The organism is Chryseobacterium sp. YIM B08800 (assembly GCF_026163565.1).
In the GTDB taxonomy this organism is placed as follows: domain Bacteria; phylum Bacteroidota; class Bacteroidia; order Flavobacteriales; family Weeksellaceae; genus Chryseobacterium.
The window spans coordinates 25,158-49,616 of sequence record NZ_JAPDKN010000006.1; the positions used below are offsets into that span (position 1 = coordinate 25,158).

A 24,459-nucleotide genomic window follows, 5' to 3' on the forward strand; every position below is an offset into this window, starting at 1 on the left:
TCATCTGTGTAGAATACTTACAAATATAAATAATATATTATAAAAATTCTTTATTTTGTTAAATATTGCATCAATTTTGACAACCATCGTTTGTAAGGATAATAAAAAGGGATTGCTATATTGTGTTGTTTAAAAGCACTTATAATTTCATTTTTCCCTTTTTTTATGTTTTCAAAACTTTTATTAGACTCGCCTCCCAATCTCATTTTTACGATATAGTCTTTTAAATAAAATGAATTAACAGAATACTTTTCCAGGAACCTTAACATTATTTCAAAATCTGCAGCAATTCTATAATTTAAATCAAAAGTACCATATTTGTTATAAATCTCTTTTTTGACAAAAAAAGCAGGATGAGCGGGATGCCAACCACCGCTAAATGGTCGCATTTTTCCGGTTTTCCAACTTCTAACAATTTTATCAGTTTCCAGTTCTTTCACATAATAAAGATCAGCATACACAGAATCTACATTTTCCTTAATGAAAGTATCTGCAATTTTATCTAAGGAGGTATTGGTTGTATAAAAATCATCGGAGTTTAGTAACCCAACAATATCTCCAGTGGACATTCTTATACCTTTATTCATCGCATCATAGATTCCATTATCTTTTTCACTAACCCACCTCATTCTTCCCTTAAATAATAGCTCGTAATGTTTAATAATATCAAGAGTTCTATCAGTAGAGCCTCCATCAATAATGATGTACTCAATATCTTGATATGTCTGATTTAAAACTGATTCAATAGCGGTTTTAAGATATTTTTCACTATTCCAGCAAACTGTGATAATACTTATCTTCATAAAGTTTTGGTGCAATTATTAGATAGAAATAGTTTCTTGTCTTTTTAAGACCTGTTCAGAAACCCATTGATAAGTCTTTTCCATACCTACTCTTAGCGGCTGTGAAACTTCCCACCCAATTTGTTCTTTATATAGTTTATTATGAGAATTTCTTCCTTTCACTCCTAAAGGACATTTAAAGCCATATTTTGCATAAAACTCTTCGCCTTCCAAATTCTTTATAGATAAATTTTTCTGTGATATATCTATTGCTATTTGAGCTAATTCATTTATTGAAACCATCTCTTCGCTTCCAATATTAACTGGATCTCTAAAGTCTGAATCCATCAAACGTAAAACCGCTTCAATACATTCATCGATATACAAAAAAGATCTTGTTTGCTTTCCATTTCCCCAAACTTCTATTTTTCCACCATTTTTTTCTTCTGCTACTTTTCTGCACATTGCTGCCGGAGATTTTTCTTTTCCTCCCTCCCAAGTTCCTTGTGGTCCAAAAATATTATGGAATCTGGCAATTCTTACATCTAAATTATAGTTTCTATTATACGAAAGATAGAGCCTCTCAGAGAATAATTTTTCCCATCCATATTCAGAATCAGGATTTGCAGGATAAGCTGAGCTTTCTTCACAATTTGGATTGTTGGGATCTAGCTGATTGTGCTCAGGATACATACAAGCTGATGATGAATAAAAAACTTTTCCTACTTTTTTTATAACACATTCTCTCGCAACGTTTAAATTAATAGTTGCTGAATTATGCATAACATCTGCATCGTGTTCACCTGTAAAAATATATAAAGCACCTCCCATATCTGCAGCTAACTGATACACTTCGTCAACACCCTCTTCTATAACGAGTTTAACTACAGCTGGATCAGTAAGATCTCCTACAATAAATTCATCACATATTTCAGAATGGTCGAAGTATTCGTGCTTTTTAATATCACATATTCTTACATGATTTCCTTCACTTTTAAGCCTTTTCCCTAAATGACCACCAATAAAACCACCACCACCAAGTATAATAATTTTTTTCATAATTGTTGTTTGTAAAATAAATTTAACAAATTTAGTTATTTATTCTTTTTAATATATCTATTAATGCCTTACAAAAATAATATCTGGTTTTTATTTTTTTTATAAAACTCCTTTTTTTTAAGCTAGTATTATTTTGATGAACGTTATAAATTAAAGTATCATCAGATAAGTGATGTATTGATTTCAATATATTGGCGTTCATAGCAATCCATAAATCATGAGCCTCAATATACTTTGGAAAAGGCAAAATAGATTTTAAGAGTTGGCCGTCTAACATCATTGTACAACCATAATAAGCGGATTTCCCCAAGAAAATCCTTTTTATATTTCCAAAATAATGTTTAGAATTTTGAGTTTTTAATTTTAAAAAATTTACTTTATTATCAGATTTATTATCTACTTGAAAATTGGAAGCTACTAACATAGTTTTTTCATTTTTCATAGTTTTGTAAAGCTTATTTAACCGGTCTTCGATCCAGATATCATCCTGATCAGTAAGACATATAAAAGAGTTTTTTGATAAAGAAAGTGCTTTTTCGAATGTCTTTACATAACCGATATTTGTAGGATTCTCGTAAGTTTTTATATAATCACATTTAAATGCATTTATAATCTGAACAGTATTATCTTTGGAACCATCATCTACTATAATTAATTCATCCCCTGGAATTAATTGGCTAATTATGGAACTTATCTGTTCTTTTATAAACTCTTTCCCATTATATGATGCCATACATATTGATATGTTTTCTCTCATCATAAGAAACAAAATATTCGTTTAGTAAAAAATTTCAATGTTTTATATTTAGCTGAAAGCCTTATAAGATGAGGCAAATCTAAAAAGAAATTTATGGCTATATTATTGTTATTAATCTTTTTAAACACAAATAGATCATGTAAAAAAATATCATACCTGAAAAGTGCTTTATCTACTGAATTAGTTTCTGTAGAAAAAGTTTGATGTAACTGTATAGGAATTAAATTTATTTGAGCTACAACTTTTAAGATTCTGTTGATAAATTCATGATCACAAAAGTCTAAGCGCAATTTTTCATTATATCCTCCGACAAGAAAGAAAAGATCAGTTTTTATTAAAAGTCCAGAATTAATACATGTAATATTTTTAGAAAAAGAATTTTTTTCATTTATATTATCAAAATTTTTACATCTAAAGTTTGTATAAATGGAAGGAGAGAATATTTTATCTCCTGTCATTATTATCGGTACAGCAATCTCAAAATTCTTATTTTCAATATAATTTATATATGTTTCATAAAAATCTATAGGTAATTTAGTATCTTGATCCAAAAAAACAATATATTCATATCCATATTGTAAAGCATAATCTGCTATCTGATTGTAAGCATAAGAAATTCCTGGATTATTTTTGTTATGCTCATATTTAATATTTACACTTTCAAATTCATTTTCGTGTACGCTAACATCCCATTCATCTATATCTGTATTATCATAAATAAAAATATTCAGATTAGAGTTATCTATCTTATCTATTTTTTTTTCCTTATTGTTAAAAGAAAATATTAAATCTGTAAAAGTTTCAGTCTTTTTAAAATTTTCCCGAAAACATACTATACTAAAAAGAATTTTATGCTTGTTCATAGTATCAAATCTTTTTTCTTAAAATAAATTTTGCGAAAAATAATTTTAAAAAATCACTTTTCTTTGTTTGTAATGTTAATTTTACAGTTCTATTAATTGCATACAAAAAAAACAGTAAACAATCTATCTTTTGAAATTTTTCAAAACCTGATAAATCATTTAAGAAAATTTTATATCTAAATATTAATTTTTGAAAATCTTTTTCAAATAGTGATAAATCTTGATAAGCAATTAAATCCAAAACATAATATTCTGAGTATTTCCTTTTATAGCGTTCTATAAACTGAAAATCTGCACCATCAACTTTTACTTTATCATTATATCCATCTACAGCTAAAAAACTATTAAGTCCAATACAAAGACCACTATTAACAGGACCTGTTTTACTAAGTTTTTGCAAACCTGATTGAATGCTTTGGGTTCTTTTTCTTCTTTTTAAACTATATTTATAAGGAGATATAATTTCTCCTGTTTTTACTTTCAATATAGGTGCAAACAAAAAAATATTAGTATTTTCAGCAATAGCCTTTAAATATATTTGAATTGTAGTATTTGGAAATTCAGTATCCTGATCCAAAAGAAACAACCATTTTTTTTCTTTCTTTTTTGCAAATTCAGCCGCTGTATTATAAGCAATGCTTAATCCCGAATTATTTGAATCATGAAAATATTCATATTCCCAAATATTATTAATATTTATTTTTTGGGGTTCTTTACTATTATCATATATAAAAATTGAAACTTTACTTTCTAAATCCATCATATTAACTGATTTAGAAATATCTTTAAAACTAACACTATTTTCAAGCGTTTCATTATAAAGAACTATTACAAACTGAATATCATTTAAAATTGAATTTACCATAGATATATTAAATAATATTATGATTTACGCCACATTTTAATCAAATACATTTCTCGTTCTTTCGTATTTTTTTTATCTAATACACTTTCATAGGGAAAATACACTTTATAAAAAAAATATTTATTATCAATATTAGCTGTAAAAAACTTAATCCAAATAATACTAAAAAGAAATAAAAAGCAGCTTAGTATTACTGTTTTCTTTAAAAAATATGATTTAAATTTAAATGATTTCTCATATAAAAAATTAGATATAAAAACAATTAACGGTATATAAAGATAATTATTTAGTCTATCAAAACCAATCATTACCTGTGATAAGATCGAAATCCATAAAATTAAAATTAACATCCAATCATAAAGATTTTCTTCAACCTTATTTTTAGCATAATAAAATAAAAACGGAATAAACACTATTACTCTAACAAAGTAAAAAAAGATAGTTCCCAATATACTAAATTCTATTTCAGAATATCCTTCTCCTTTTTTTTGCATTGATTCGGTTACTAATAAAATTTTAATAAAATCTATAAAGATTACCCTCCCTATTAAAATAGGAATTGAGGCTATAAGTGAAAAAATAATTAGATTCTTAGTTAACTTTAAGAGTTTCGCAAAAGGTAGAAAAAAAAGAAATACAGCTGAGATATGAAAGCTAAAAGCAATTATGCAAAATAAATAATATGGTATCCACTTATTTTTTATAAAATATTTATATGAGAGTAAAAAACAACAAATAGAAAACATTTCTCTTTGTATTTCATAACCAAAATAAAAATATACTATAAAAATATACGCTATAAATATAGCTGTAAAAGGTTGTTTTGAGTACTTTTTAATAAACATAAAGAATACTACATTAAATATTATCGCATGTATAAACTGATAAAAATAATACCCTTTATCTATTATTTTACACAAAGCTACAAACAGTAAATAACTTGGTTGAAAGTTATTTTCATTATGATCACTAAAAGTATATTGAAAAAAATTATTAATATTGGGTAAGTATTTGTAAATATACTCATAAGTCAAAGAATCTCCACCAACTTTGTATCTTAATCCCATCATTAAAGTACAAACTATAAAAACAAAAAAATAATAAAAGTTTCTAAGGAATGTATTTTTTTTATAATCAAAATGAAATACTCCAAAAAGTAATAAGATAAAAATAATAGAATATATTAACATTTCTAACTTTTATTTTTAATTACATATCGACTAAACAGTTCTATAGTTATTTCTTCTTTACTTATTAAAAGAGTTAAAAAATAAACAATAAAAAACGAACTGGATGCTGCAAAAAACAGAAAAATATCGGATTGATTAAATGCAAAAAAATTCAAAATAAATAAAAATAATAGCAGCAAACCACTGTTAATTAAAAAAATTTTTTTCAAATTTTCACTCATAATTTTTTTTACTAATTTTCTTTTCTTTATATAATAAAGCATAACTATTATAGCTAAAATCTCAACAAACACTGCAGTGAATGCTGCACCATTATGTTTAAATAGTTTAATAATAAATAAATTAATTATTACACTAAAAACAGCAGAATATATTGTAGCCTTAGTATATAAAGATTCTTTTCCTTGTGGATATAATATTAAAAAACCTAAAAAATAGGCAAAACTGACAATAATACATAATGGTGACAAAATTTTAATTGTAAGAATTGTTTGCTCAAATTCAACTCCGCCCATAATATTAACTATTCCTTTTGAAAAAAGAAAAAAATAACTCGAAAATGGAAGTGATAAAATAAACAAAACATTTAGAGTTTTTAATAAATATTTATTATACTCTTCTATATTATTAGTATATAAATATGATAATCTTGGCAGTGTAACAGCTCCTATTATTGTAATTAAAACAATAGAATTTCTAATTAACTTATTTGCTAATGAATAATAACCTACGTACTTATCTCCGTAAAAAAAACCTATTAAAAAATTATCCAGCTGGACATAAATAGTTACTGATATTGTTGCTACAAATATTGTAAGTATTGGCTTTATATGCCTCTTTAATCTAATAGATCTAAAAGGGATTTTTTCTTTTAAAATTTTATTACCTACAAAAATAAAATTTAAAATATTAGCAGAAAAACTAAATACGGCTATTAAAAATCCATATGATTTATAATCTGTAGGAGCATTAATTAAGTGAAAAATCAAAAATATAGTCAAAGACCTGATTATCAAAGACCTAATAGTTACAAAACCTTGTTTTTCTATCCCTTGAAAATACCATTCTAATCCTACATTATTCAAAAATACCATGCCTGTCATCGTAATAATCAGATTTTTGTAATCATTAAAAAAACTTAGTTGTAAAATGACAGCAAAAATTATAAAATATGATATAATTGTTGTAATAAACAATATGATTAATAATTCTAAAACAATTTTATAAAGTTCTTTATTATTATGTCTGTTTTTGGACACTTCACGGATACCATACATTGGAATTCCCAAAGCAGAAAATAAAACAAAATAATTTATTATAGTATAAACATACTCTACTTTCCCAATATATTCTACTCCTAAAACACGATTAAGATAAGGCATCGTAACTATACCTAGTATTACGGCAGATAGAACCCTTAAGACATTTAAAATAAAATTGATTTTTATATTTGGCTCTTTGCTTATTTTACTATTTATCTGCATAAAATATATAGTTATCTGAAGAATTGCCACCACTTTTTCTCTTCAGCATGATAGCCATATCCGAATTTATTACCATATCCAAAGTTGGATTCTTTTACTCCATTTAAAATAATTCCAACATTTTTAAGCTTATTGCTTTCAATAGAATTATTTAAAAAATCTATATAACTTTTTTCAGTAACTTCAGATCTTGTAACGTATACAATTGCATCACTTTCATTTACAATAAGGAAAGAATCTGTAACTAATAAAAGCGGAGCAGAATCTAAAACAATATACTTGTATTTATTTTGTGATTTAATAATTGATAACAATTCATTTAACCTACCATTCTGCAAAAGATCTGTAGGATTAGGAGGAATTGACCCTGAATATATAAAATCACAGTTTTCATTATAACCACTTGGGTGAATAATGTTATTTACATTAGTTTCTTCTCCGCTCAAAAATTCTGTCAATCCTTTCGCTAATTTCATGGCAGGATTGTAACGCTGTAATTGCGGGTTTCTTATATCAGCTCCAATTACCAGAACTTTATCTCGAGATGAAGCTAAAACAATTGATAAATTGGTTGATATAAATGTTTTTCCTTCTCCCTTTACAGATGAAGTTACCAAAATTACATTTGAAGAATCTTTAACCGATAATAAAAATTTAAGATTTGTTACAAATATTCTAAATGCTTCCGCCATAGGCGAAACATCATTAAAGCTTACAAGCGAATTCTCTTGATTCCGAAATCTAGGAATCTCTGCGATTACCGGAATCTCAGTGAGCTTACTAAGATCATTCCTTTTAACTATTTTACTTTGTAAAAGCTCTTTTATATAAATAAATAAGAATGGTATTACGATACCTAATACAAGAGAAATTGCCAGAATAACCATCTTTTTTGGTGAAACAGGCTTCTTACCTACAAATGCTTTATCAATTACCCTCGCTTTTTCTGCTGTAATTTCCATTGTTATTGCTGCTTCCTCTCTTTTTTGCAAAAGTAGCAGATAAAGGTTTTCTTTTATCTGCTGCTGTCTTTCTATGCTTCTGAATAGTTTTTCTTGAGCAGGTATTTTACCAATCATTTGTTCAGAACCTCCCAGTTGAGTTTCAACTTTTCTTTTTGCTAATTCTAAGGAAGTCGCATTTTTTTGTAAAGATTCTGCCAAAGAAGACTTTAAATCAACAATTTGTTTATTTGCTTCTTTTATAAGTGGATTATCAGGAGTGGCATTTTCCAAATATTTATTCCTCTGTAAAACAAGCGTATTATATTCTTGTATAGATCTTACAGCTGCTTCATTTTCTAATCCAATATTAATAGGTAAAACATCTCCGTTACCTTTTTTATATAAAATGTTTTGAAGAATTTTATTAAGTTCAAGTTGAGTTCCTAATTCTAATATTTGAGCTTTACTTTGCTCTTTTAATTGAAGATTAATTTTTGCCTCAGTAGGTAAATCTACAATATTATTACTAGATTTATAATCTTCTTTCTGAGTTTCTACATCCCCTAATTCTTTTGATATTATTCTGATCCTGCTGTCAATAAAATCTTTTGTTTTTTTTGATTCAACATTTTTATCTAGAATTGCATATCCATTATACTGCCTTACAATACTATTTAGGAAGTCTTTTGCTTTGTCTTTATTTTGAAAATCTACCCCTAAACCAATAACTGTAGCATCCATATCAACCAAATCTACTTTTAAAGCTTCTTGAAAATCAATAATTGTAGTTTCCAAATTAGCATAAGTAAAATATACCTCGTCCATTTCCATCTTTTTAGGAATATGGAAATTAATATTTTTAGTAATAATTATATTTGCAAAAGGAAGACTTATAGTTCTATTAAAAGAACTTTTAATATCTTGTTCCCATTCTTTACTTGAAAGTATAATTTCATTTCCCTTAGAAGTAATTTTTATGGGCTTTTTTGGTCCTTCCTCATCTGGTTTCTCTCCAATTACATTAATAATATATGGACTGGTCTTACCGTATAATTCGACATCATGCCAAGTTTGTTTAGCATATACAGGAGTTTGAAAATTATATTGTTTTACAACATCTTCAATAATAGTTCTAGACTTAAATATTTCCAATTCATTTTCTATACTATTGGTCCCCATTCCTGTAAATGCGCCTAGACTTTGAAGAACACCAAAATCACCAGATGCTGAAGACATTTTTTTCGCATCTTTTATTAATACTGATGTTTGAGTTTTATAAACCGGAGTGGTAGATTTTATATTATAAATTGCCAAAATCAGCATTAGGAAGGTTATGCCTACAAAATATTTCCAATTTTTTATATAAGGAGCAATAATTTCTTTTACTTCAGTTTCTTCTTTTAAGTACTTTTTATCCATCTTTCCGGATTATCATTCAATTACGTTATTTCAATTACATTTGAAATCTGCAAATATATATTTATTTTTACAAATAAGCTTTTATTATTATTCTAACTTACTACTTTTTCATCTAAATATTCACATTTTTTTTATTTCATAGGTTTTATTATTCCAATTCTTGTATGATCACTTCTCCACTATTATTCAACTTTATACTCCGTCACACCGCTCTTTATATACTGGTCGTGTCGCCCTAATTCCAGCATAAATATCTAGTCTCAACTTTTTATTAAGCACCATTATCTTAAAGCTAAAAAAGTTTTAAGTAAAATATACATATCATTTTTAAAAGAAAGCCGATGATAATACTCAAGGTTCATTTTCACTTTTTCAGGAAAAAGAATTTCATCATTATATTGCAATGGATTTTCCTGTTGGTTTAAAATTTCTTCTTCGTTTCTATATTTAACTCCGGCTTCACTCGTTAGTCCCGGTTTTAAATTAAGTATCAATTGGTCTTCGTTCTTCAATTTATCATAATATCCGGAAATATCTGGTCTTGGTCCCACTAAAGACATATCTCCCTTGAGAATATTGAATAGCTGAGGTAATTCATCAAGCTTAGTTTTTCTCATCCATTTACCAAAAAAGGACTTTGTATGGTCTTTAACATGATAAGTTCTGAATTTATAAATAACGAAAATATTACCGAATCTGCCTACTCTTTCCTGCTTAAAAACCCCCGGAAACCCTGTATCTAAAGAAGCCAGAATTATTAAAACAAAAAAAACAGGTAGCAAAACAACAATACCTACGAAACTTAATCCGTAGTCCATAAAAGCTTTCCACCATGGGTATTTTTTCATCGGTAACTAAACTGAAGCGTAAATATAGGGAAAGAAGTTGATTTTTTGTAAATGCGAATTTTGGAATTAGAGCCCCGAGTGGATACTATGGGGTTAAATATTCGTTCATATTACATAAAAAACTGATAGTCAATAAGAAAAACTGCTTACTTTCATATGAAAATAAGCAGCATAGTTTTTTATTCTAGTATTAATTTTACTTAATTTTGGAAAAAGAGAGTTACCTCTATTAATTAAGAGAAAAATTTTCTAATTGCTTTTTCAATTCTTTCTCTATCATCATCAGTAAGGTTTGACCCAGAAGGAAGACACAAACCATCATCGAATAATTTCTCAGCCACATCCGTACCATAATATGGGGCATTTGCAAAAACTGGCTGTAAATGCATAGGTTTCCAAAGAGGCCTTGATTCTATATTATCTTCAAGAAAAGCCAATCTTAAACCCTCACGATTTTTCCCAACTATACTTTCATCAATTACAATTGCCGATAGCCAATGATTGGAATAATAATTTTCATTAGGTTCTGAGAAAACCTTTACGCCTTCAATATTTTTAAAAACCTCAACATAAAAATCATGCATTTTTCTTCGGGCTTCTACTCTATCGTTTAGAACTTCCATTTGACCACGACCAATTCCTGCAACAATATTGCTCATTCGGTAATTATATCCTATATGAGAATGTTGATAGTGAGGAGCATTATCTCTTGCCTGTGTTGATAAAAATACGGCTTTATCTTTATCTTCTTGAGTATGGCAAACCAAGGCTCCACCTCCAGAAGTTGTAATAATCTTGTTTCCGTTAAAAGACAAAATACCAAAACGACCAAATGCTCCACAAGCTTTTCCTTTATAAGTCGAACCTAATGCTTCTGCAGCATCTTCAATCACAGGAATTTCATATTTTTCAGCGATAGCAGTAATTTCATCCATTTTTGCAGGCATTCCGTACAAATGAACGACAACAATCGCTTTTGGCTTTTTGCCTTTTGAAATTCTATCTGAAATTGCTTCTTCTAAAGCAACCGGACACATATTCCAGGTATCTTTTTCTGAGTCTATGAAAAACGGAGTTGCCCCGCAGTAAGCAATGGGGTTTGCAGAGGCTGAAAATGTCATTGACTGACAAATTACTTCATCACCATATTCTACTCCACATTCTATTAAAGCTAAATGTAACGCCGCTGTACCTGCAGAAAGCGCAGCTACTTTTACATCTTGATTTAAAAATATTTCTAAATCTTTTTCGAAACCGTCTACATTAGGTCCTAAAGGCGCTACCCAGTTTGCATCGAATGCCTCGTTAACATATTTTTGCTCGTTTCCACCCATGTGTGGGGAAGAAAGCCATATTTTTGTGTTCATATATTTTTGTAAATTGTTTTAACTAAAATTCAGTTATATCCTTTGTTTTTAAAATTTTTCCCGGGTTACCTGCAACAACACATCCATCAGGAATATCTCTAATAATCACAGCGCCGGCACCTATAGTACACCATTTTCCAATTCTTATTCCTTGTATTACACATGCACCGATACCAATATGTGAGGCGAACCCCACAAAAACATCACCGGCTAATGAAACATTTGGTGAGATATGTACAAAATCTTCTAAAGTACAATCGTGATCAATTGATGAATTCGTGTTGACTATACAATGTTCTCCAATAATTGTGTGAGAATTTATTGTAGAACCTGCCATTACAACGGTACCCACGCCAATGCTTGCTCGTTTTGAAATGAATGCTTTTGGATGAAATAACTTTGTGTAACTAAAATTTTTATATTGTGCTACAATATTCCTTCTGACACGATTACTTCCTATAGAAATAATTGCTTCAATATTTTCGGTCGGTACTTTATGAATTACATTATAATCCAAAAGATGATTTTTAGATAAGTCAAAATCAATAAAAGCATCTATTTTTATGTTGCATTCTTCTGCAATTTCTGCAATTACTTTTCCATGTCCGCTCGCGCCGTATAAATACATACTATTTTTTAATTATTACCGTTAAACGCTTCTGTTGTCACTTGACCTTCTTGTGAAATCCCTTCACTTTTAAAAACTTTTTTAAAAGTCGTAAAAAAGACTTTTAAATCTGTTGTAAAAGAAATATGATCAACATACCAAATGTCTAATTCGAATTTTTTTGTCCATGAAATAGCATTTCTTCCGTTTACCTGTGCCCAACCCGTTATACCAGGTCGCACTAAATGGCGTCTTTTCTGAGCATCATTATACAAAGGTAAATATTGAGGTAATAAAGGACGAGGTCCTATCAAAGACATATCTCCTTTTAAAACATTGATAAGCTGAGGTATCTCATCTAAAGATGTTTTTCGTACAAAAGCTCCGATCGGGGTAAGTCTTTCTGCATCCGAAAGCAAATTTCCATCCGCATCTTTCTTATCATTCATTGTTTTGAATTTGATGATGCTAAAGATCTTTTCGTTTTTACCAGGACGACGCTGGAAAAAAAATGGCTTGCCCTGATTTGCAAAATACAAACCTATTGTTACAACAATAAAAACAGGGCTTAAAATCAATAAACCGGCAAAAGCTGCTACAAAATCAATCAATCTTTTTACAAAATTTTTGTACATCTTTATATTTTTTCAAAAATCAATTTATAAGATCTATCGACCAAATACTCGTTCTTTAATAATTTCTCGGCATTCTCCCCTAACTTTTGTAAATCATCATTCAGTAATGACTCCAACTTCTGTTGCATTTCGTTCTGATCTCCTGCCATTACCTTATAACCACATTTTGCTTCTTCGATAATATTACCAATATCTGTATTTGGGTCTGTAGCTACCATTACTGGGATTTTCATTTCTAAATATGATAATAACCTCGAAGGAAAATTTGGAATCTTAAAATTTTGATCTAAAAAAATCAAACCAACATCACAAGCAGCCAAAAGATGGTCATAATCTTCTTTTGGAAGTTTATGCAAAAGTTTTGCATTTTTAGGATTATTATCTTTAAACCATTTTTCAATTTTGGGGAATTCTGTTCCGTTCCCTACAATAAGGAAAAATACCTCATCATATTTAGTATTTTCAATAGTTTCCAATAAAAAATCTAATCCTTGTGGCTTACCCAAGTTTCCACCGTACACAAAAACTTTTTTATCAATAGCAATCTTATATTTTTCTCTAATTGCTTTTTTCTGCTCATCAGAATAGTTAAAAGCAACAGGTTCAATCGTATTAGGATTAACCTCAACTTTACTATTTCTGATTTCAGGATTATATTTCAAGACAAAATCTACATTTGCCGGAGACATACAGCCAATTGTATCTGATATCTGATATAATTTTTTTTCCTTTTTTAAAAACTGTTTATGTAAAAAACCTCCTTGTTTAAGCATATTCATATCAACAGCGTTTTGTGGAAATATATCTTTTAATAGAAGATAAGACTTTGCACCATCCCTTTTCTTTACAAACTCAATCACCTTTGCGAAGGTAATTGGTGGCGTAGAATACAGAACTAAATCAAATTTTTTGTTTGAAGTATATTTTTTAATTGCCGAAAGATATTGATATTCTATAGCAAGAGTCCCAATTCCTTTTTCTATAATATTTGTTTTCTGAATATTGAGTGTTTTTACCTGAAGAATGGAAACACCTTCTTTTTCACTAAAGTTAGTAGAGATTTTTCGTCGTCTTTCTACAGGAGTTACAATGGTAACATCATGACCTTCATTACGAAATTTTCGTAACAAATCCTGATAAATACCACGATCTTCAATAGAATTAATTTCAACTAAAGTCAAAAAAATAACGTTCATTCTATCTTAAATTTCCTCAGACCAAACAGTCCTTTTAATATAATCTGTGTAAGAAATAATAATCCTTACTACTTTCTCCGAAACATTTGGCATCGAATAATCCGCAACTTGTCTGAAATTCCTTTCTGCTCCTACTTTTTGCTGTAAAACCTGCGTTAACCCCTGTAAAATACGTTCAGGTGAAAGCCCCACCATCATTACACTCGCCTCTTCCATTGCTTCAGGTCTTTCGTGCGCTTGACGGATGTTTAACGCTCTGAAATTTAAAATTGATGATTCTTCTGAAATTGTCCCTGAATCTGAAAGTACAGCATATGCTCTTTTCTGCAAAGCATTATAGTCATGGAAACCAAGTGGTTTTAAAAACTGAATTTCAGGACGCATCTCGATCTGCATCTTGTCAATCATATTCTGTGTACGTGGATGCGTAGAAACAATAATCGGATATTGATATTTCTCGGCAATAGCATTCAAAGAAGCCATTAATCCTCTGAAATTTTTCTCAGAATTGATATTTTCTTCTCTGTGTGATGATACTACAAAAAATTTACCTTCTTCTAAGTTTAATTTATTTAAAACATCAGAAGCATCAATTTGTGGTAAATAATGATTCAAAACTTCAAACATTGGCGAACCTGTTTTGATAATTCTGTCCGCAGGAAGCCCTTCTCTTAAAAGATATTCTCTTGCAATATCTGAATACGTTAAATTAATATCTGAAGTATGATCTACAATTTTACGGTTGGTTTCTTCCGGAACTCTCTGGTCAAAACATCTGTTTCCAGCTTCCATATGGAAAATAGGAATGTGTCTTTTCTTCGCCGGAATTGCACACAAACATGAATTGGTGTCTCCTAAAACTAAAAACGCATCCGGTTTTAATTCTTCTAATAAAGGATCTATTTTAATCAAAATATTCCCTACGGTTTCTGTAGCTGTTTTTCCTGCAGCTTCTAAGAAATAATCCGGTTTACGAAGTCCTAAATCTTCAAAAAAGATTTGGTTTAATTCGTAATCATAATTTTGTCCGGTATGAACGATGATATGTTCTACAGCTTCAGAAGCATCCAATGCGTCTAAAACTCGTGATAATCTTATAATTTCGGGACGGGTTCCTACAACCGTCATTACTTTTAGTTTAGTAATTGGTGATTGGTGATTGGTGATTGGTGATTGGTGATTAGTTATTGGTTGTGAATTATTTGTCATTTTGATTTTAAATATTTTATTAATCCATTTAACAGTTTTCCTACTGTTTCTATTTTTAAAACAATTTCAGCATATTTTTCTTCCGATATATATTTCAGATTTTTAGCAATTAATAGCTGAGTATCTATCTCCTGCTGACTGCCTAGCGAAATATATAAGAACTGTATAAATTCCTTTGTAGAATTTCTTGCTGCACCTTCTGCTATATTACTCGGTATCGATACAGTAGCTCTTCTTATCTGATTGGTCAAACCAAAGATTTCATCTTTAGGAAAATCTTTTGTTAATTCATAAATTATAGTAACTAAATCAACACTAAACTTCCAAGCATCTAAATCTTTATGTGTTTTCATATCTCAAATTACATTTTACAAATTACTAATTACCAGTTACTAATTACAAATTACCAATCTACACTTCCAGAAAATAAGTATCTGCATTTTCGGGGTTGAATGCTTCATTAATCCAGAAAATGGTATATAATTCTTCTTCTCCTATATTTTTGATGTTGTGAGTGTACCAAATCGGCATATCTACATAAGCAGGCTCGTTTCCGTCAAGATAAAAATCTAAAACTTCATCGGTATCTATTTTTCTTAACTGAATTAAAGCTTTTCCTTTAATCACCGCAAAACGTTCAATTTTTCTTGTATGATAATGGTTTCCTCTAGTAATTCCCGGAACTGTGGTTGAAAATGAACATTGACCTCCTATTCCTAAACGAATGACCTCAACAAAAGCTCCGCGAGGATCTGTATGTTGGGTAAATTTTACAGGATAATGGGTTTTGTAATCGATATAAGAACGATAGGTATTAAACAAATTATGTTCAAATGTATCATTAATCACAGGAATTTCTCCACCGTCGAAATATTTAGTTTTATAATCATTTAATAATGCTAAAACTTCAGAAACTTTTTTGGCAGTAGTAGCTTCGACAAGAAATTCAGGTTTGCTATTTTCTTCTCTTATTTCATTAATAATAGTTTCAACCAATTCCTGAACGTAAATTAATTTCACTTCGCCGTCATTGGCAATGGTTGGCGTTTCGCCATGCGTTAATTGATGGCAGAATGTAGCAATAAATGAATTGTAGAATGGTTTACCGAAAGCTCCAAATACATTCGGAATAATTAATCCTGTAATTTTTCCACCGTTTTCATTTGCCCAATTTGCTAAAGTTTCTCTTCCTTCTTTTTTTGATTTTCCGTACAGATTATCTCTTTCTTCCTGAGTAGAAGAGGAAATCATAACGTGAGCTTTTGAATCGGTTCTTTTCAAAGAATCAACTAATTTTTGGGCCAAACCTACATTGGTTTCATAGATAAACTGTTCGCTTTCGTGACGGTTCATTGCCGCCAAATGGATAATAACATCGCATTGAGCTACAAATTCATCTAATTTGCTATCATTTTCAAAATATTCTTTCTGAAAATCTATTCTCTGAAATTCTTCAGGAAATAATCCTAAAGTGTTATATAAATGTTTTCCAACAAAACCATTCTGACCGGTAATTCCAATTTTCTTTAGTGATTGGGAACTGGTGATTGGTGACTGAGCCATATTCTTTATCCTTTTTATTAATTGTATTATTTTTTCATGTTTCTCTTTTACTAATAACTTGTTACAAATTACCAATTACTTGTTACTAATTACTAATTACAACTTTCAAAATAATTCAAGTCAAATCTATATTCATCATTGATTTCTCCCAATTCATAATCGGCTAAAACCAACAATTTACTTCCATCTTCTTTCGCTTGAATTGCTGTAATGCAACCCGACGGAATATGAAGGTAAGTTAAGACATCATCCGTCAAAAGATATTTCTGAATTATTAAATTTTTTGAAGGATTTGTGAAATCATCTACCACAATCACAGAAATCTCAAAACTTCCTTTCATACAGGCAAACCATCGTTGTTCTATTTTATGCCCTTGCCAACCTCGAATAAAATCCGTTGAATGATTTTCAATCGTGTAAATTCTTTTTATTTGTGAAGCATCAAAATCATTGTTGTAAGTGATGACTCCTCTTTCATCCTGATGTTTCTTTCCTTCCAGATATTTGGGATTAGGGGTTGGGTATTGGGAATTAGACATTAGAGTTTTGTTTTACGATATTTTATTAATCCATTCAGCATTTTTCCTATCTCTTCCATTTTGAGTTGAAGTTCTATTAGAGATTCTTCAGAAATAAAATTGATATTTTTTGCTATAATTAATTGGGTATCTAATTCCATTAAACTTCCAAGAGCTACATATAAAAATTGAATATATTCTTTATTTGACTGACGAGCTGCTCCTTCAGCAATATTACTAGGTATTGAAACAGCAGAACGTCTAAGCTGACTAACCAGACCATACATCTCCTCTTTAGGGAAGCTGGCTGTTTGATTATAAATATCGGTTACCAAAGCAATTGCTTTTTGCCAAACCTCTAAATCCTTATGCGTCATTATCCTATTTTCAATTTTCTAATTCCTAAATTCTAATCTCCAATCCCTAATAAGGATATTGCATTACATCTTCCCCGAAAACTTCTTTTCGGATAAGGGGTAAAGTAGAAATCAGTTTTTTTAAGCCTTCTACTCCTTGTTGTTCGGTATTATGAGAATGGTAATCTTCGATTTTTGAAACATCTTCTTCGCCTTCTGAGAAGTATTTTGCATAGTTCAAATCACGATTATCTGCAGGTACACGATAGAAATCTCCCATATCTTCCGCTTTAATCATTTCTTCACGGGTGCAAAGTGTTTCGTACAATTTTTCTCCATGACGGGTTCCGATTACTTTCACGGGAACTTCTTTACCAGTCAATTCAATTAAAGCTTGCGCCAAATCACCAATACTTCCTGCAGGAGCTTTGTTCACAAATAAATCTCCCGGGTTTGCATTTTCAAAAGCAAATAAAACCAAATCAACAGCATCATCCAACGACATGAAAAATCTTGACATATTGGGATCAGTTATTGTAATGGCTTCTCCTTTTTGAATCTGATTTAAAAATAATGGGATTACAGACCCTCTTGAAGCCATCACATTTCCGTAACGTGTAAGACAAACAACAGTATCTGTAAGATTTCTAGCTTCTGCAACTGCTACTTTCTCCATCATCGCTTTGGAGATTCCCATTGCATTGATAGGATATGCTGCTTTATCGGTTGATAAGCAAATTACTTTTTTCACTTTATTTGCTGCCGCTGCACGAATAACATTTTGAGTTCCTTCTACATTCGTTTTCACAGCCTGCATCGGGAAAAATTCACAAGAAGGTACTTGTTTCAGGGCAGCTGCGTGAAAAATATAATCTACACCTCTTGTTGCAGGTTCTACACTTGTAAAATCTCTTACATCACCGATATAATATTTTATTTTATCGTTTTTGTATAAGTTTCTCATATCGTCCTGTTTTTTCTCATCTCGTGAGAATATACGGATTTCTTTAAAGTGGTCTGTTTGTAAAAAACGGTTGAGAACAGCTGTGCCGAATGAGCCGGTACCACCTGTAATTAAAAGGGTTTTATTTTTTATTTTCATTTATGATTGTTTGCTATTGTAGATAAAAAATAGAAAGTCTTATCAGAGCATTCTTTCCAAGTATATGAAATTGAATTATTGTATGAAATTAACGATTTTTGTTGACGAAGTTTCTCATTATCTAACATTTCTTTTAATGCCAAATAAATGGAATCAACATCTAAAGGATCAAAATAGAATCCTCCATCTTTTAGTACTTCTGGCATGGGTCCCATATTAGATGACGAAATAGGTAAACCGGCTGTCATAGCTTCAATTAGAATTATAGGCATATTTTCACATGAAGACGCAAAAATAAAACCGTCCGCATTCTTATAAATAGATGCAAGTTCCTCATAAGGAATTAAGCCTTTATAATTAATACAATTGTATTTATCTGTACTTTTAATTTTGTTTACTTTTTCTAAGGAATCATTTATAAAATCACCCACTAAATCCAACTCCAAAGGATATCCCTCTTTACTTAACCTAATTACAGCTTCAGCGACATTCCATTGATGTTTATAAACAGTAACAATCGAAACATATAATAATTTAAAAGGTTGTGTTTTTGAATAAAAACTTAAAGGATTCTGTGTTTTTGGCTCATTAAGAAAGTTCAGATTAATACCATGAGGAATAATTTCGTTTCTGTTCTTTAATTTGATTTTTTTAATTATGTAGTTTTTTGCATAGCTCGTTAAAAAAATAACTGCTTTTGATTTTTTTAAGGTTATTGATTGAGTGAAATAAAGTACTTGAAATCTTAATCTTGTTTTCCAATCTGTAAATCTGTTTTGTTCCAACTTTTCAAATGGCAACATGTTCTGACTCATTGATACAATCTTTCTAAATGTACCTAAAAAGGTTCCACCAGGTACGAAAAGAAGATTACAATTTTCTTTTTTTGCTTTATTTGAGAGAATAAAAATTTGAAATACGAAAGACCAAAATGATGATTTGTTGAGATAAGGGTGAGTTCTTTTCACTAACCAAGTATTATCAGGTATTGATTTTAAAGTATTATCATTTGACCAAACAATTACTTTATTAATACCAAATTTTTCTGGGTTTCCACATTTAATAATTTCTTTTAGATGTGTTAAACCACCACCTGCTCTAATATTCGAAGCATCTATTCCTAAAATCATTTTCAATAATTTATAATATTATAAGTATGTAAATAAAAAAATCTAAATCACAGAAATAAATGATGCAGCAACTAATTTTGGAGAAATTACAGTAGACTTCTCCAAAGCATTTTTAGCTAAATCTACAAGTTTCTCTTCTTCAAGATTTATAATATAATTTATTTTATTTTTTAATTCTTCAATATTATTAGGATTGATCAGAAAACCATTGAAATTATTTGTAATAAATACTGGCGCAGCACCACATACATTAGATGCAATTACAGGGAGTCCAGATGCCATAGCCTCTTGTATAACTAATGCCCAAGGCTCCTCTAAACTAGGTAAGATTAAAATTCCGTAATTTTTTAATAAGATTGATAATTTTTCTGGAGAAAGAAAATCAATAACTTCTATATTATGCGACAAAATAGTATTTTTCAAACTACCATTGCCTACAAAAGTTAGGGTTGAATCTTTTTTATCACTAATTGCCTTCCAAGCATCAAGTAATATTTCGACTCCTTTAATTTGTTCTAATCTTCCAACAAAAATAAATTTTTTGGGAACTATTTTTTTTGGAGATTGAAGACTGAATAAAGTGATATCTGCCGATAGACAATTAAAAATAATTTCATTTTTAGTGAAACCTAATTTTCTTGCATACTCATATTGATAAGGTCCAGCGACCCAAATATAACTAAAGTATTTTTTCAAAAACAGCTTAAAATAAATAACACCAAGTTTTTGTTTTAATGTTTTTTTTACTTGGGTATCACTTCCTGCTACAATTGGAATTCCTCTTAATTTTAGAATTTTGCAAATTCTTAGATATCCTTTATCCATCCAACCAGAGACGTAAACAATATCCGGCTTAATCTCCGATATCAATTCCTCAAGCGCTATATGTTCATATTTAGATCTTGCATAATAAAATACATCATCAATTTTTGGAGGTTGATACGGTGTTAATTTATTTTTATCCCAGTGAACTACATGAACCTTCGCTTTATATTGTTCGACATATTCTTTAAAAACAGGAATTTGGTATCCCATTAGCTCTGCGTAAAGATATAAAATGGTCATACAACTTTTGTTTTTAAAAAGTTTAAATATTTATCAATCATTATTTTTTTACTAAACATTGATTCATAAGAATTTATAGAATTAATGCTTATTTCATTTCTTATTTCTGACTTGTTAATTAATTCTTCGATTTTACCTACAATATTATTTTTGTCAGTACTTGTAAGAAAGCCATTTACATTATTGATAATAATATCATTAAGCCCACCTGATTGTTTTAAGCCCACGCACGGAATTCCAAACCCCATAGCCTCTGCAACTACACGCCCAAAACCTTCTGAGAGAGAACATGACAATAAAATGTCTGTATTTTCATAAATATTCTTTACATCAGACTCAAATCCTTTGAAATTAATTCTATTAGCCAGCTCAAGTTCTTTAATTTTTAGTAATAATTTATTCTTATATTTTTTATCTGAGTCTGCTACAGCAAGACCATAAATATTCAATTCCACATCATATTCTTTTTTGATAAGTGTTTTTAAAACTTCTACCGCCAAAATCTGATTTTTATTTTCACTTATATAGCCTACAATTGATAATCTTATCCTATTTTTTCTTTGAAACTGATAATGGTATCCTAAACTTCTATTAATATCAATGCCATTATTAATAATTGTTATTTTACTTTTAGTAATACCTATATTTTCGAGGATATTTGACTGATGTTTTGATGTTGCAACAAAATGTTTGATGCTGCTAAATCCTTTTTTAATAAAATAGCCCGTTTTCCCTTCATAACATCCACCTCTTGAAACAAAAATCCTATTTAAAGGTATTGCTGGTAAAAATCCAAATCCTGAAAATATTAATTCACTTCCTACATTATTTGTAAAGACAATAGTATTTTTTTTATTAAAGGTTTTTAAAAGTTGTCTCACCTTATAATATGTTTTGAGTGTCTTTATTGGTTTATTTATTGAAATTGACCAATTTGTTTTTAAAACCAAAGGTTTTATTTTATTATTAAATTTCAATACTTCAGCTTCTTTATTTGCTAATATATATACATTATAATTTTCAGTTAACGCTTCTGCTAAATCCATTACAGAGTGTATCATTCCTCCTGAAAAATGATTAAATTCAATAGGAAATATTATATTTTTAATATTGCTTTCTCTCAACTCCATACATTTTTATTTTATTAATATCTGCAATAATATATGCCATTATAATAGAAGATAAATATGCCGCAAATGGTAAATATGCAGAAACATTGGTAACAAAATCATTTATTAAAATAATAATAACTAACAGTAATAGCATTTTTGCTTTTTTAATTTGCAACTTTTTTTTAATACTTGAATATAAATATTTTATTATATAAATATATCTTTTTATATATATAACAAACCCAACAATTCCTGTAACAATAAGTGTATGGGAAAAAAAGCTATGCTGAACTGAGACACCGTCCCCAATAAACGCCTGAATAGGATTGAATTTTTCGTAGTTTTCAATAAGAGGCTCAATATTAATTATATAAAATCTAGTGTTAATAAGATCATCTCCATAATTACCTGATTTTTTATCAATAAAATCTAATGCCGCATCAGAAGTTTTAAGATCTAGTGTTTCCCATAACAAATATATTATACTTATAAAAAGTATAGGAATAATGATATTCTTCATGTTTTTTTTGTTTACGAAAAGAAATGTCCATACAATTGATAAAATAGAAAGACTGTATGCTGTTCTGCTGTAACTAAAAAATATAAAGATTAAAATTACAGCACTAAACATTAGGCTAAATTTTGTATAAATATTATTAATTAAACAGTAAAACGTAAATACCAAAAATAAAACTAAGATATAACCCCAAGTATTTAGATTCAATGAAGATTCAAATAAATCAACGTTTGTAAAGCCAGTATCTATGTTGCTGAGTTTACTTTGCATCTCTCCCCATGTTTTTACTAAAAAAAAACTACACAGAATAATAGTATATATACAGAATGTTTTTATTTTTATTTTATTTTTCAGTCTGTATGAATAGACCATGATATATAATATTAAGCTAAAGAAATAGGTTTTAAATATATTCAAAAACCTTCCTTCTAAAAATGTAAAATTAATTAAACCTGAGATTACTAAAATAGCTAAATAAAAAGTCCATAATTTTGAAAATTTATCAAATGATAAGCCTTTCTTAAAAAAATCGTTAACAAAAATAATGAATAAAACAAGAAATATAACATCACTATAAGTTACAGTTAATGAAACGTTATCAACTTTATATAACGTTAAAAAAATACATACAAAAATTAACAGTAATTTCAAAACATTACATTTTAATTAATAATTTATCAAATAAAACAGGAAACATTAAATAGTACTTATTATATTTTTTTATTCCTTTGTTTTCAAATGCTTTAATTTTTGTAGTCATATCACGTTTTTCTTCATTTTTATCGTTGACAATAAGCAATAATTTTTTTGCATTTTTATACCAGTTTAAATTTTCAACAGCATATTCTCTACTTTGTTTTTTAATTTTAGTAATATTTTGTTTATTTTTAATAAAATAAGACATTTTATCTGACAAATCGGATATATCCACTTCATTTTGAGGCCAATAATAACCATCATGACGACTGAAGTATTTCTCTACTCTTACCACGTCGCTAATTCCTTTTTTTACAAACTCGTTCATTGGTCCACAGTCAGGAGTTATTATTGGTAAGCCACAAGCAATAGCTTCTGCTACAGTTAATCCTATACCTTCTAATCGAGAGGGATATACATAAACATCTCCCAGATGATATAATCCCGGAGCATTAATTGTTTGTTGTATAATTTCAAGTTTTTTTGAATTTAATAAATTATCAATGAGACTGTGTAGATCAGGAAAAAATATTCGCAAATCAGTTTGGGTATGAATAATTACTTTAAATGTATCATTTTGTATTAATGGAATACATTTTAACAACAAATCTGTTCCTTTTCTTAAAGGATTCATTCCACAAGAGTGGAAAAATGTAATATCTTTTTTTGGTTCTGTATAATCTGATTTTGGCTTAAATAAGTTTAGATCTGTTCCCCAAGGTATATACCTAGCACCTTTATGCCATTTAAAAGCCTCAAAATGTTTTTTTGTATTACAGATTAATAAATCATAACTATTAAATAAGGGGAGCGTTTCTTCGGTATAATAATCAATATATGCAATAGTTTTTATACCTAGCTCTTTACACCATATTAATGGAGGCCACCAATGTTGCTCATTAAATAAAATAATTTCTATTTTATTTCTTTTTATCCATTTGACAAATTCTTTCTTATCGATTACTGTAACGACGAATGGAGAATTTATTTTTTTAGACCAATAGACATTAGGTAAATCCCAAGCAGGATCTCCTATGGCATAAGATTCGCCGGACCGTGCATATATAAAAACATTATGTTCTTGTTGCAATATTTCCATATATTGTTTGGAAACGTAAGCTGCTCCTCTTTCAAACCAAGTTGTGACAATACCTATATTTTTCTTATCCATAATA

The 24,459-nt window shown here is 29.0% G+C and carries 24 protein-coding genes; all 24 read right to left on the reverse strand.

Going from position 1 to position 24,459, the window contains the following annotated elements; translation table 11 throughout:
- Positions 1–50: 50 nt before the first annotated feature.
- Positions 51–803 (reverse strand): glycosyltransferase family 2 protein, encoded by a 753-nt coding sequence (locus OEW74_RS03205; RefSeq protein WP_265427119.1) that lies wholly within the window; start codon positions 801–803, stop codon positions 51–53.
- 18 nt (positions 804–821) lie between these two features.
- Entirely contained in the window at positions 822–1,841 is a 1,020-nt protein-coding gene (locus OEW74_RS03210; RefSeq protein WP_265427120.1) for an NAD-dependent epimerase/dehydratase family protein, read from the reverse strand.
- Positions 1,842–1,872: 31 nt separating this feature from the next.
- Positions 1,873–2,574 carry a glycosyltransferase gene (locus tag OEW74_RS03215; RefSeq protein WP_265427121.1) on the reverse strand — a complete coding sequence of 234 codons (702 nt, stop codon included), beginning with the start codon at positions 2,572–2,574 and terminating at the stop codon, positions 1,873–1,875.
- Between the two features lie 23 nt (positions 2,575–2,597).
- Positions 2,598–3,461 carry a glycosyltransferase gene (locus tag OEW74_RS03220; RefSeq protein WP_265427122.1) on the reverse strand — a complete coding sequence of 288 codons (864 nt, stop codon included), beginning with the start codon at positions 3,459–3,461 and terminating at the stop codon, positions 2,598–2,600.
- A 4-nt stretch (positions 3,462–3,465) separates the two neighbouring features.
- Complete coding sequence (locus OEW74_RS03225) at positions 3,466–4,326, reverse strand: glycosyltransferase (protein ID WP_265427123.1); 861 nt, start codon at positions 4,324–4,326, stop codon at positions 3,466–3,468.
- A 17-nt stretch (positions 4,327–4,343) separates the two neighbouring features.
- Positions 4,344–5,516 (reverse strand): EpsG family protein, encoded by a 1,173-nt coding sequence (locus OEW74_RS03230; protein ID WP_265427124.1) that lies wholly within the window; start codon positions 5,514–5,516, stop codon positions 4,344–4,346.
- A 2-nt stretch (positions 5,517–5,518) separates the two neighbouring features.
- Positions 5,519–7,000: a flippase gene (locus tag OEW74_RS03235; RefSeq protein ID WP_265427125.1), complete on the reverse strand. Its 1,482-nt coding sequence runs from the start codon at positions 6,998–7,000 to the stop codon at positions 5,519–5,521.
- Positions 7,001–7,011: 11 nt separating this feature from the next.
- On the reverse strand, positions 7,012–9,363 hold the full coding sequence (locus tag OEW74_RS03240; protein WP_265427126.1) for a GumC family protein: 2,352 nt from the start codon (positions 9,361–9,363) through the stop codon (positions 7,012–7,014).
- Between the two features lie 281 nt (positions 9,364–9,644).
- On the reverse strand, positions 9,645–10,211 hold the full coding sequence (locus OEW74_RS03245) for a sugar transferase (RefSeq protein WP_265427127.1): 567 nt from the start codon (positions 10,209–10,211) through the stop codon (positions 9,645–9,647).
- A 233-nt stretch (positions 10,212–10,444) separates the two neighbouring features.
- Complete coding sequence (locus OEW74_RS03250; RefSeq protein ID WP_265427128.1) at positions 10,445–11,578, reverse strand: aminotransferase class I/II-fold pyridoxal phosphate-dependent enzyme; 1,134 nt, start codon at positions 11,576–11,578, stop codon at positions 10,445–10,447.
- Positions 11,579–11,600: 22 nt separating this feature from the next.
- Entirely contained in the window at positions 11,601–12,206 is a 606-nt protein-coding gene (locus OEW74_RS03255) for an acetyltransferase (RefSeq protein ID WP_265427129.1), read from the reverse strand.
- An 8-nt stretch (positions 12,207–12,214) separates the two neighbouring features.
- Positions 12,215–12,820 (reverse strand): sugar transferase, encoded by a 606-nt coding sequence (locus OEW74_RS03260; RefSeq protein ID WP_265427130.1) that lies wholly within the window; start codon positions 12,818–12,820, stop codon positions 12,215–12,217.
- A gap of 2 nt (positions 12,821–12,822) precedes the next feature.
- Positions 12,823–14,016 (reverse strand): glycosyltransferase family 4 protein, encoded by a 1,194-nt coding sequence (locus OEW74_RS03265; RefSeq protein ID WP_265427131.1) that lies wholly within the window; start codon positions 14,014–14,016, stop codon positions 12,823–12,825.
- A 6-nt stretch (positions 14,017–14,022) separates the two neighbouring features.
- A complete protein-coding gene (wecB, locus tag OEW74_RS03270) occupies positions 14,023–15,162 on the reverse strand; it encodes a non-hydrolyzing UDP-N-acetylglucosamine 2-epimerase (protein WP_265427180.1) in 1,140 nt (379 codons plus the stop codon).
- A 59-nt stretch (positions 15,163–15,221) separates the two neighbouring features.
- Positions 15,222–15,578, reverse strand: a complete 357-nt coding sequence (locus OEW74_RS03275) for a four helix bundle protein (RefSeq protein WP_265427132.1) — start codon at positions 15,576–15,578, stop codon at positions 15,222–15,224.
- A 58-nt stretch (positions 15,579–15,636) separates the two neighbouring features.
- Positions 15,637–16,788, reverse strand: coding sequence for an NAD-dependent epimerase/dehydratase family protein (locus tag OEW74_RS03280; protein WP_265427133.1), 1,152 nt, complete (start codon positions 16,786–16,788; stop codon positions 15,637–15,639).
- Positions 16,789–16,880: 92 nt separating this feature from the next.
- On the reverse strand, positions 16,881–17,327 hold the full coding sequence (locus OEW74_RS03285) for a WxcM-like domain-containing protein (RefSeq protein WP_265427134.1): 447 nt from the start codon (positions 17,325–17,327) through the stop codon (positions 16,881–16,883).
- On the reverse strand, positions 17,327–17,683 hold the full coding sequence (locus OEW74_RS03290; RefSeq protein WP_416207896.1) for a four helix bundle protein: 357 nt from the start codon (positions 17,681–17,683) through the stop codon (positions 17,327–17,329). The genes OEW74_RS03285 and OEW74_RS03290 overlap by 1 nt, the downstream gene beginning before the upstream one ends.
- 46 nt (positions 17,684–17,729) lie before the next feature.
- Positions 17,730–18,764, reverse strand: coding sequence for a polysaccharide biosynthesis protein (locus OEW74_RS03295; protein ID WP_265427135.1), 1,035 nt, complete (start codon positions 18,762–18,764; stop codon positions 17,730–17,732).
- Positions 18,761–19,894 carry a glycosyltransferase family 4 protein gene (locus OEW74_RS03300; RefSeq protein ID WP_265427136.1) on the reverse strand — a complete coding sequence of 378 codons (1,134 nt, stop codon included), beginning with the start codon at positions 19,892–19,894 and terminating at the stop codon, positions 18,761–18,763. Before OEW74_RS03300 ends, OEW74_RS03295 begins: the two co-directional genes overlap by 4 nt.
- Positions 19,895–19,936: 42 nt before the next feature.
- A complete protein-coding gene (locus tag OEW74_RS03305; RefSeq protein WP_265427137.1) occupies positions 19,937–20,959 on the reverse strand; it encodes a glycosyltransferase family 4 protein in 1,023 nt (340 codons plus the stop codon).
- The gene (locus OEW74_RS03310) at positions 20,956–22,089 is read right to left on the reverse strand and encodes a glycosyltransferase family 4 protein (RefSeq protein WP_265427138.1); all 1,134 of its coding nucleotides are present in this window, start codon (positions 22,087–22,089) and stop codon (positions 20,956–20,958) included. The genes OEW74_RS03305 and OEW74_RS03310 overlap by 4 nt, the downstream gene beginning before the upstream one ends.
- The gene (locus OEW74_RS03315; RefSeq protein ID WP_265427139.1) at positions 22,064–23,239 is read right to left on the reverse strand and encodes a hypothetical protein; all 1,176 of its coding nucleotides are present in this window, start codon (positions 23,237–23,239) and stop codon (positions 22,064–22,066) included. Before OEW74_RS03315 ends, OEW74_RS03310 begins: the two co-directional genes overlap by 26 nt.
- A gap of 4 nt (positions 23,240–23,243) precedes the next feature.
- Positions 23,244–24,455 (reverse strand): glycosyltransferase family 4 protein, encoded by a 1,212-nt coding sequence (locus OEW74_RS03320; protein ID WP_265427140.1) that lies wholly within the window; start codon positions 24,453–24,455, stop codon positions 23,244–23,246.
- Positions 24,456–24,459 lie beyond the last annotated feature (4 nt).

Excerpts from the sequence above, each read along its gene's own strand:
- OEW74_RS03205 (WP_265427119.1), bottom strand. The coding sequence starts at position 803 with ATGAAGATAAGTATTATCACAGTTTGCTGGAATAGTGAAAAATATCTT.
- OEW74_RS03210 (WP_265427120.1), bottom strand. The coding sequence starts at position 1,841 with ATGAAAAAAATTATTATACTTGGTGGTGGTGGTTTTATTGGTGGTCAT.
- OEW74_RS03215 (WP_265427121.1), bottom strand. The coding sequence starts at position 2,574 with ATGGCATCATATAATGGGAAAGAGTTTATAAAAGAACAGATAAGTTCC.
- OEW74_RS03220 (WP_265427122.1), bottom strand. The coding sequence starts at position 3,461 with ATGAACAAGCATAAAATTCTTTTTAGTATAGTATGTTTTCGGGAAAAT.
- OEW74_RS03225 (WP_265427123.1), bottom strand. The coding sequence starts at position 4,326 with ATGGTAAATTCAATTTTAAATGATATTCAGTTTGTAATAGTTCTTTAT.
- OEW74_RS03230 (WP_265427124.1), bottom strand. The coding sequence starts at position 5,516 with ATGTTAATATATTCTATTATTTTTATCTTATTACTTTTTGGAGTATTT.
- OEW74_RS03235 (WP_265427125.1), bottom strand. The coding sequence starts at position 7,000 with ATGCAGATAAATAGTAAAATAAGCAAAGAGCCAAATATAAAAATCAAT.
- OEW74_RS03240 (WP_265427126.1), bottom strand. The coding sequence starts at position 9,363 with ATGGATAAAAAGTACTTAAAAGAAGAAACTGAAGTAAAAGAAATTATT.
- OEW74_RS03245 (WP_265427127.1), bottom strand. The coding sequence starts at position 10,211 with ATGAAAAAATACCCATGGTGGAAAGCTTTTATGGACTACGGATTAAGT.
- OEW74_RS03250 (WP_265427128.1), bottom strand. The coding sequence starts at position 11,578 with ATGAACACAAAAATATGGCTTTCTTCCCCACACATGGGTGGAAACGAG.
- OEW74_RS03255 (WP_265427129.1), bottom strand. The coding sequence starts at position 12,206 with ATGTATTTATACGGCGCGAGCGGACATGGAAAAGTAATTGCAGAAATT.
- OEW74_RS03260 (WP_265427130.1), bottom strand. The coding sequence starts at position 12,820 with ATGTACAAAAATTTTGTAAAAAGATTGATTGATTTTGTAGCAGCTTTT.
- OEW74_RS03265 (WP_265427131.1), bottom strand. The coding sequence starts at position 14,016 with ATGAACGTTATTTTTTTGACTTTAGTTGAAATTAATTCTATTGAAGAT.
- OEW74_RS03275 (WP_265427132.1), bottom strand. The coding sequence starts at position 15,578 with ATGAAAACACATAAAGATTTAGATGCTTGGAAGTTTAGTGTTGATTTA.
- OEW74_RS03280 (WP_265427133.1), bottom strand. The coding sequence starts at position 16,788 with ATGGCTCAGTCACCAATCACCAGTTCCCAATCACTAAAGAAAATTGGA.
- OEW74_RS03285 (WP_265427134.1), bottom strand. The coding sequence starts at position 17,327 with ATGTCTAATTCCCAATACCCAACCCCTAATCCCAAATATCTGGAAGGA.
- OEW74_RS03290 (WP_416207896.1), bottom strand. The coding sequence starts at position 17,683 with ATGACGCATAAGGATTTAGAGGTTTGGCAAAAAGCAATTGCTTTGGTA.
- OEW74_RS03295 (WP_265427135.1), bottom strand. The coding sequence starts at position 18,764 with ATGAAAATAAAAAATAAAACCCTTTTAATTACAGGTGGTACCGGCTCA.
- OEW74_RS03300 (WP_265427136.1), bottom strand. The coding sequence starts at position 19,894 with ATGATTTTAGGAATAGATGCTTCGAATATTAGAGCAGGTGGTGGTTTA.
- OEW74_RS03305 (WP_265427137.1), bottom strand. The coding sequence starts at position 20,959 with ATGACCATTTTATATCTTTACGCAGAGCTAATGGGATACCAAATTCCT.
- OEW74_RS03310 (WP_265427138.1), bottom strand. The coding sequence starts at position 22,089 with ATGGAGTTGAGAGAAAGCAATATTAAAAATATAATATTTCCTATTGAA.
- OEW74_RS03320 (WP_265427140.1), bottom strand. The coding sequence starts at position 24,455 with ATGGATAAGAAAAATATAGGTATTGTCACAACTTGGTTTGAAAGAGGA.